Raw genomic sequence first — 8,669 nt, 5'->3', positions numbered from 1 at the left:
GGACATGGTGCCGTGGGAACGGGCGGGCGGGACCGCACAGGCCCCGCTGGCCATGCAGAGCTTCGAGACCAGCGGGAACAACCTCCTCGGCTACGTCGCCGGTCTGGGCGTCATCCTGGGCGTCCTCGCGCTGATCATCATCGGCGGACGCATGATCCACGCCAACTTCACCGGCGACCCCTGGATCGCCGCGCGCGGTATGGCCGAACTCCCGTACGTCGTCCTGGCCGTCGTGCTGATCGCCGGGTCCGGCAGTCTGACCGCGATGCTCTTCGAGGGCTCCCTGCACCATCCCGAGGAGGACCTCTCCACCAGCATCCAGGCGCTGGTGGAGGACCAGGCCGCCAACGAGCGCGAGGCCGCCGACTGCGCGGGCGCCCTCCAGTCCGAGAACGGCACCTACCTCTGCCCCGACGACGACGGGTGGGAGGAGCTCTCCCACACCGTTCCTCTTTCGGGCGACAAGGATCCGCGCTGCACGTACGACGGCGCGAAGGACTGCTACGAATACTGCTTCGTGACGGGGTTCGGGGACAACGCCGGAAACAACTTCGCCCATTCCCCCTGCACTCCGGAGAGCGGCCAGTACGAGATCATGGAGGCCCGGGACTGGATCTGGGCCGAATACCACTGCCCCAACCTCCCCTCGCAATGGTGGGACCAGAGCGAAGCCTGCGAGGACAACCCGGTGGACGACTACGACGACGTCCCGCGTGAATACCAGGGAGCCGGGCGGGGCGAACCCGCGATGCAGAAGTACTACGCCTGCACCGAATACCGGAACTGGGTGACGGGCAACCAGCGGGAGGAAAAGGTCGGCGGGAACTTCTGCCCGGATCAGTGAGCAAGCGTCCTCCACGCGAGTGACCGCAGTCAGTTCCAGAAACGGAGGAGGTGGAAGGAATGAATGGCGGAAACGTCGACGGCTGGGTGACGGAGAGCCTCCAGGGGATCATCGAGCGCATGTTCGATCTCCTCATCTACAGCGGCGCGTCGAGCCCCGTCTACAACGCGGACCGCCGGGGGGAGGGACGCCTCAACCTCCAGATGGACCAGGGCGTCCTGCAGCTCCAGGACGTCTTCAACCCGCTGGTCCTGTTCCTGGCCACGCTGGGCATCCTGCTGGCGGCCATCCGCCTGCTGTGGACCCGGCGTCTCGACCCCATGCTGGACCTGATCCGCGGTCTGCTGACGGTCATCGTCGTCACCTTCGGCGGGCTCTTCCTCATCTACGTCCTGCGGCAGTTCAGTTTCGGGCTCACCAACATGGTGCTCACCACCGGGACGTACGGGGACCAGACCAGCTTCCTGGAGTCCGCGCAGAGCGTCTATCCGAGCATCATGCGCGTGGGCGTGGACGGCGCCGACCTGGGGTTCGCGGACAACGAGGTCGCCCGCGGGGCCGTGACCTCGCTGGTCGGACTCGCGGTGATCCTCGGGCTGATCGCGCAGATGATCGTCCTCGCCCTCCTGGAGGCGATCACCTACCTCATCGCCTGCCTGCTGCCCCTGGCCGCGGCCAGCAGCATGGTCCCGAACCTGAAGATCTTCCCGAAGGTCATCGGGTGGCTGTTCGCCTGCTTCCTGTACAAGCCCCTCCTGCTGATGATCTACCTGGTCGGGCTCGTCGTCCTCGCGAGCGCGGGCCCCGACGGGGACGACCTGCTCAGGTACCTCACCGGAGCGGCGGTCATGCTCCTGGCCACCGGCGCGCTCCCCGTCCTCATGAAGCTCATGAGCTCGGGGAGCGTGTGGATGATGGCGCTGGCCGCGGGCGGCCTCAACTCCGTCACCGGCGGCGGTGGCGGCGGCGGAGGCGGAGGCGGGAACGGCGGCGGGGACTCCGCCAGCTCCCAGAGCAGCGCGGGCTCCGCCGACAGCGGTACCGGCAACGCCCAGCAGGCGGCGGCCGGGGCCAACGAGCGCGCCGCGGGCGTGGCGCGCAACCTCGACGAGGGCGGGCCGGTCCCGGGCGGCGACGCGGGCTCCACGGCGGCGGTGAGCGCGGCCGGCACCGGTTCGGGGGCCGCGGCCACGTCGGCCCTCGGAACGCAGACCGGGCAGTTCTCCGACCTGGGCGCAAACGGCGCCGGAGGCGCCGACGGGACCGTGGACCCCGCCGGGGGCGCGGTCGGCGGCTCCGGCGGAGGCACGGACGCGGGGGCCTCCGGGGCGACGGAGTCCGTGAGTTCGACGGTCAGCGGCTCGGACCAGTCCTACAGCCAGACGACCGCGTCCGGAGCGGACGAGGTCTCCGGGGGCGGTTCGGCCTCCGGAGCCGAAGCCGGGGGCGCGGCGCCGGGCGCCGACGCGCCGGGCGGCGCGGCCATGGCCTCGGACGGAGGCGGCCCGGCCGTCGTCGGGGGCGGGTCGGCGCCCGCCCCGGAGGGGGCGTCCGGAGCGCAGTTCGCCGACGGAGCAGACGGAAGGATGGTCTAGGTGGTTCGCACGTACGGAGGTTGGCGCCGCCGACGCAGCATCGGGCTGTTCGGGCTGGGGCTCAACGCCACCCTCGTCCTGCTGGGCGGCCTCGTCGTGCTGATGCTGTCCGGCATGTTCGCGCCCCGGTTGGCCCTCTACATCCTGCCCGTCATGACGGTGGCCTTCCTGCTCGCCGCCGTGCCGGTCCAGGGCGAGTCGGTGCTCAGCTTCCTGCTGACGCGTCTGCGCTGGTGGTGGGCCAAGGTCCTCGGGCACACCCGCTACCGGGCCGGTGTGATGGTCGAGCACCCGCGGGCCTTCCAACTGCCGGGGGTCCTGGCGCCCGTCACCCTGCTCTCCTGCGAGGACGGCAGGGGCGGCCGGTTCGGCCTGGCCTGGAACCGGCGGCTCGGGCACATGACCGCGACCGTCCTGGTCTCGTCCAACTCCGTGTGGCTGGCGGAGCCCTCCGACGTCGACACGTGGGTGGCCAACTGGCACCAGTGGCTGGCCTCGCTCGGCTACATGCCGTGGATCCAGTGGGTCACCGTGACCGTCGAGTCCCGGCCCGCCCCCGGAAGCGCGCTGCGCGGCAGCGTCGAGGCCGACATCGACCCGCAGTCCCCCCTGGCCGCCCGGAAGATCATGCGCGACCTCGTGCTGAACGCCCCCTCGGTCAGCGCCCAGGTGGAGACCCGGATCAGCCTCACCTACGATCCGCGCAAGTTCCCGGTGGCGCCCAAGGACCGCATGCAGGCGGCGGTCGAGATCAGCGGCTACCTCAACCAGATCGAGACCAGCCTCGCCAGCACGGGCGTGTCGGTCCTGGGCCGGGCCACCCCGGAACAGCTCGTCGCCATGGTGCGCACCGCCTACGACCCGACCGTGGTCAACGACCTCAGCTCCATGCTGAACGACAAGCCCCAGGACATCGGGACCGTCGACTGGACGGACGCCACGCCCGTCGAGGCCGAGGTGCACCACGACCGCTACACCCACGACAGCGGCACGAGCGTCTCGTGGATCTGGCAGGAGGCGCCGCGCACCCACGTGACCAGCACGGTGCTCGCCGAACTGCTCTCGCCCACCCGGTGGGTCAAGAGGACCACGCTGCTGTTCCGGCCCTGGCCCGCCGCGGCGGCCGCGCGCGCCCTGGAGCAGCAGAACGCCGCCGCCCAGTACAAGAGCGAGCTGTCCGCCCGCGTGCGCCACAGGGTGAGCGCGCGCGACCGCCAGGACGTCGCCTACGCCCAGCAGGCGGCCCAGGAGGAGACGCGCGGTGCGGGGCTGGTGCAGGTGAGCCTGTACACGACGGCGACCGTCGACGACGAGGAGCGGTTGAAGCAGGCGGTCGCGCACACCGAGTCCGCCGCCGAGACCTCGCGGATCCGGCTGCGCCGCGCCTGGGGCAGTCAGGACGTCGCGTTCGCCACGACCCTGCCCCTCGGGGTGTGTCCGCCGTTCCTCATTCAGCGCGGCATGGGTTAGGGAGAGGGAGCACCGATGGCGATCATCGACCGGCAGAGCCGCCGTGAGGAGCGCCGCCAGCAGCGGGCGGAGCGCCGACGCCTCAAGCAGAAGCGGGAGAACCAGGAGCAGGCGAGGCGGCCGGACCGCTCGCGGGAGGGGGACCGGGAGGTCGTCGCCCCCCTGCTCGGCTGGCGGCACCGGGGAGGCGGGGCCTCGCCGAACATCCCCAACGCGGTCGAGTACCAGGCGACCACCGCCCAGGCGTGCGGGCTGTTCCCGTTCGTCACCAGCAGCAAGCCGCCGTCGGTCGGCACGCCGATCGGCCGCGACCTCCTCTCCGGGGAGGCGGTCTGCCTCGACCCGATGGCGTGGCTGAGGGCCGGTCTGATCACCAACCCCGGCTGCTTCGTGCTGGGGCAGCCGGGCACCGGCAAGTCCACGTTCGTCAAGCGGCTGGTCACCGGGGCGGTGGCCTTCGGCTCCCAGGCCATCATCCTGGGCGACACCAAGCCCGACTACACCGACCTGATCCAGCACCTGGGCGGCCAGGTCATCCGCATCGGGCGCGGCCTGGACCGGATCAACCCGCTCGACGCCGGCCCTCTGGGGGCGGTCATGGACCGGCTGTCGCAGGTGGAGCGGGAGAAGCTGCGCTGGGAGGTCCGCTCCCGGCGCATCTCGCTGCTGATGGCCCTGTGCACCCTGGTCCGCGAGGGCAGGATCGGCAACGCCGAGGAGGTCGTCCTCGGCGCCGCGGTGGACCTGCTCGACGAACGGCTCGCCGGTCGCCAGCCCACGGTCGTGGACGTGCTCAACGTGGTGGAGGAGGGCCCGGACTCGCTGCGCTCGTTCGCCCGCGCCGACACCAGGGACTCGTACGACAAGCGCGTGGACGACCTGGTCTTCACGCTCCGCCTGCTGTGCACCGGCTCCCTGGCGGGGGTCTTCGACGCCGAGACCACCAGGCCCCTCGACATGGAGGCGCCGGGGATCAGCGTCGACATCTCCCGGGTGGGAGCCGCCGGGGACAAGCTGCTGACCGCGGCGATGCTGTGCACGTGGAGCTACGGTTTCGGCATGGTGGACGCGGCGGCCGTGCTCTCCGACCTCGGCCTCATCCGGCGCCGCTCCTACATCGGCGTGATGGACGAGCTGTGGCGCGCCCTGCGCGGCGCTCCGGGCCTGGTGGAGTTCGCCGACTCCCTCACCCGGCTCAACAGGTCCAAGGGCATGTCGTCGGTCATGGTGACCCACTCCCTCAACGACCTGGAGGCCCTGGCCACCGAGGAGGACCGGGCCAAGGCGCGGGGCTTCGTGGACCGCTCCGCCATCACCGTCCTGGCCGGGCTGCCGCCGCGCGAACTCGCCTCGGTCAACCGGATCACCCCGATGACCGCCCCCGAGCAGGGGCTGGTGGCGTCGTGGTCGTCCCCGGACTCCTGGCAGCCCGGAGCGCGCCACCCCGGACGCGGGAAGTACCTGATCAAAACGGGTGCGGAGCGCCTGGGGATCCCGGTGCAGATGACGCTCACCCGCGACGAACTCGTCCTGTACGACACCGACCAGGCGATCCGGGGGGAGTGAGGCGGCCATGGCACGGCGCAGACCCACGTACCAGGTGCGCGGCGGAGCGGCGGCGGCCGGAGCCCCGCCGCTGCTCGTGCTGCTCGCCCTGTGGGGCCTGGTGGCCCTGTTCTTCCTCTTCTGGCTGTCGGCGCGGCTCGTGGCCGCCGTCACCGGGGGCGCGGTCGGCGAGTTCGGCCCGATGTGGGCGTACTCGCTGCTCGTGTGGGACACCGGGGCGACGTGGCCGGGCACACCGAGCGCCCCGGTCGCCGTGGTGTTCTCCGTCCTGGCCGCGGCGGCGGTCAGCGCCCTCTGGTGGACCCTGGCCCGGGTCAGGAACGCGCTGTACGGACAGTCCGACGCGGTCGCCGCCCTGAACAGGAACAACGAGACGATCGCCGAACTGGCCCGCCCCGAGGCCGCGGAGAAGGCGGTCCGGCTGCGCAGGCGTTCGCTGCGCGGCATCAGGGGCAGGACGCTGGCCGACGCCGACGTCGGCCTGGTCATCGGCGACGTGCGGGGGTCGGGCAGGCGCGACGGGCCCCGGCTGTTCGCGTCGTGGGAGGACACCGTCCTCGCCTACATGGCGCCCCGCGCGGGCAAGACCACGGCGATGGCCATCCCCTACATCCTGGACGCGCCCGGACCGGCGTTGGCCACCAGCAACAAGGCCGACGTCTGGTCGGCCACGGCGAAGATCCGGGAGCACGCCACCGGCGACCGGGTCTGGCTGTTCGACCCCCAGCACATCACCCACCAGGAGCAGGACTTCTGGTGGAACCCGCTGGCCGGCGTGCGCAGCGTCGAGGACGCCTACCGGCTCGCCGGGCACTTCGTCCTCACCATCGACGACGACTCCAAGAAGGACATGTGGGGTCCGGCGGCCCGCGCTCTGCTCTCCCAGCTCACGCTCGCCGCGGCGCTCGGGGGCGAGTCGCTGGCCAAGGTCGGGGAGTGGCTGCACGACACCAAGCTGCCCCAGCCGGTGAACCTCCTCTTCGAGCACGGGTTCACGGCCTACGCCGAGGCCCTGCGCGAGACGCAGAACATCGTCGCCGAGACGCGTGACGGCATCTACACGACCGCCCGCACCGCCGCCCGCTGCCTGGACGACCCCGAGATCATGGCGTGGGTGACCCCGCCGGACGGGCCGGCGTACCACGAGTTCGACCCGCGCTCCTTCGTCACCACCAGGCAGACGCTCCACCTGCTCAGCAAGTCCCGCGCCGCCGCGGCCCCGCTCATCGCCGCCCTCACCGACGCGGTTTTCATCGCGGGAGAGGAGGCGTCGGAGGGGCAGGGCGGCAGGCTCGACCCGCCGCTGGTGGCCGTGCTGGACGAGGCCGCCAACATCTGCAAGATCGCCGACCTGCCCGACATGTACTCCCACCTGGGATCGCGCGGCATCGTCCCGGTCACCATCCTCCAGAGCTACCGGCAGGGGGTGCGGGTCTGGACCGAGAACGGCATGGAGGCCATGTGGTCCGCCGCCACGGTGAAGGTGTTCGGCGCCGGGCTCGACGACCACAAGATCGTGGACGCGCTGTCCAAGCTGATCGGCCAGCACGACATCTCCACCACGTCGTTCAGCTACGGCGAGGGCAAGGGCAACCACTCCGTCCAGCTCCGGCGCCAGGAGATCATGCAGGGCTCCGACATCCGCAGGATCGACAAGGGCGAGTGCCTGCTCTTCGCCACAGCCGCCCAGCCCACGATCCTGCGGATGCGCCCCTGGTACCGGACCGACAGGGCCAGGATCGTCTCCGCCGCGATCAAGGAGGCCGAGGAGCGGATCACCACCAGGGCCCGCGTGCGCTACGACGCGCCCCGCGGAAGGTGAACCACCACCGCGGACCCTCTCCCCGTACGACCCGACCCGCAAGGAGGACGACCATGGCCAGCCCCCCGGCCACCGCCGCGGCGCCCCCGGCTCCGCCCCCGCCGCAGGTGGGGAACGTGCCCGCGGAACCCGCCGCGCGCGCCGTCCCCGACGCCCACTCCCGGCGCTTCCTGTCCCCGGGCGGTCCCGGCGTGCCCGGGGCGCCGAGCGGGCAGGGCGACGTCGTCTCGGAGACGGTGGGCGGGCTCGTCTGGCTGGCCAGGACCGCGGGGCGGATCCAGGGCCTCCTGGCGCGCATGGCCCTCGGCCTCCTCGACTTCGCGGCGGCGCTGCTCAACCGGTGGGTGCTGCGTCCGCTCCGGCGGGCCGCGGGCCGTTCCCTGCGCGGGCGCCTCAGGCGGGGCCGCGTCCGGATCCGGACCAGGGTCAGGGCACGGCGGGCGAGGGCCGCACTCACCAAGGCGAAGGCGGGCCTGGCGCTGAGGACCGTCCGCGGCCGCGCCGCCGCCATGGTGCGCTCGGCGGAGCGGATGAGCGCGCTCATGACCCACCAGGCGGCGGTAAGGGCCGGGGCGGACGTGGCTGCGGCCCAGGCCAGGCGCGGCACGCGCGTCGCCCTGGCCCGGGAACGCGCCGACCGCGTGGTGGCCCAGGCGAGGCGGACAGGGGACGCCGGTGTCCGGCGGGCGAAGTGGCAGCGGGAGAGGCTGGTCAGGGACGCGGCCGGGAGGGGATCCGTCGCGGAGAGGGACGCGAGGAACCAGGGGGACGCCCTGGTCCGGCGGGCGGAGGACGCCCGCACCCGACGCGTGAGCAGGGCCAGGACCCGGACCAACCAGCACGTCGCCGACGCGGTGCGTGCGGGCGACGCGGACGTGCGGGCGACGGCCCTGGCGGGCGCGGCACGGATCACCGCCGTGGCACGGCAGGGCGACCTCCTGGTGCGGGCTGCCGGGGACCGTGCGGACCGCGCCGTCCGGGCGGCCGAGTCGGCGCACGACACCTACGTGGACCAGGTGGACCGGCGGGTGGAGGACCTGAGGGGACTCACCAGTAGGGACGTGCCGAGGAAGGACGCCCGTCAGCTCCTGAGGTGGAACGCGGCCAAGGGGACCGTCCAGCGGCGGCGGTTCAACGAGAGGATGGCCGCCGCCGACGGCCTCGTGAACCCGGCTGCGGTGGGCGCCCGGGCGGGCGGCGCACCGGGGACGGCCGCGGGCCCCGTCTCCCCCTCCGCCGCGCCGCCGACCGCACCGCGGACCGGACCCCCCGCCCTGCGCGGCCCGCGGGGCTGGAGGAGCGCCTGGAACTCGCGGCGCCGGGGCGCCGCCACCGGCCCCGCCCCGTCCCACCTTCGGCGGGGCGGCCGGAG

At 72.7% G+C, this 8,669-nt stretch carries 6 protein-coding genes; all 6 read left to right on the top strand.

Annotated elements, in window-relative coordinates; all coding sequences use genetic code 11:
- The coding region (locus tag DQW06_RS08725; RefSeq protein WP_232832984.1) for a pilin at positions 1-844 on the top strand (844 nt) is incomplete at its 5' end.
- A gap of 59 nt (positions 845-903) precedes the next feature.
- Complete coding sequence (locus tag DQW06_RS08720; RefSeq protein ID WP_117198268.1) at positions 904-2,439, top strand: hypothetical protein; 1,536 nt, start codon at positions 904-906, stop codon at positions 2,437-2,439.
- The gene (locus DQW06_RS08715) at positions 2,440-3,909 is read left to right on the top strand and encodes an SCO6880 family protein (protein ID WP_019609292.1); all 1,470 of its coding nucleotides are present in this window, start codon (positions 2,440-2,442) and stop codon (positions 3,907-3,909) included.
- Positions 3,910-3,924: 15 nt separating this feature from the next.
- Entirely contained in the window at positions 3,925-5,475 is a 1,551-nt protein-coding gene (locus tag DQW06_RS08710; protein WP_117198267.1) for a hypothetical protein, read from the top strand.
- 7 nt (positions 5,476-5,482) lie between these two features.
- Positions 5,483-7,297 carry a type IV secretory system conjugative DNA transfer family protein gene (locus tag DQW06_RS08705; RefSeq protein ID WP_117198266.1) on the top strand — a complete coding sequence of 605 codons (1,815 nt, stop codon included), beginning with the start codon at positions 5,483-5,485 and terminating at the stop codon, positions 7,295-7,297.
- A 53-nt stretch (positions 7,298-7,350) separates the two neighbouring features.
- On the top strand, positions 7,351-8,669 hold a 1,319-nt coding region (locus tag DQW06_RS08700), incomplete at its 3' end, for a hypothetical protein (RefSeq protein ID WP_157983380.1).

Origin of the sequence: Nocardiopsis sp. TNDT3 (assembly GCF_003427465.1) — a bacterium.
GTDB classification, from domain to species: Bacteria; Actinomycetota; Actinomycetes; order Streptosporangiales; family Streptosporangiaceae; genus Nocardiopsis; species Nocardiopsis dassonvillei.
Note: the sequence above shows the minus strand (reverse complement) of the source record. Positions and strands in the feature narration are given on the sequence as shown.

Bases quoted from the DNA above. Each gene is read 5' to 3' on its own strand.
- DQW06_RS08720 (WP_117198268.1), top strand. From the start codon at position 904: ATGAATGGCGGAAACGTCGACGGCTGGGTGACGGAGAGCCTCCAGGGG.
- DQW06_RS08710 (WP_117198267.1), top strand. From the start codon at position 3,925: ATGGCGATCATCGACCGGCAGAGCCGCCGTGAGGAGCGCCGCCAGCAG.
- DQW06_RS08705 (WP_117198266.1), top strand. From the start codon at position 5,483: ATGGCACGGCGCAGACCCACGTACCAGGTGCGCGGCGGAGCGGCGGCG.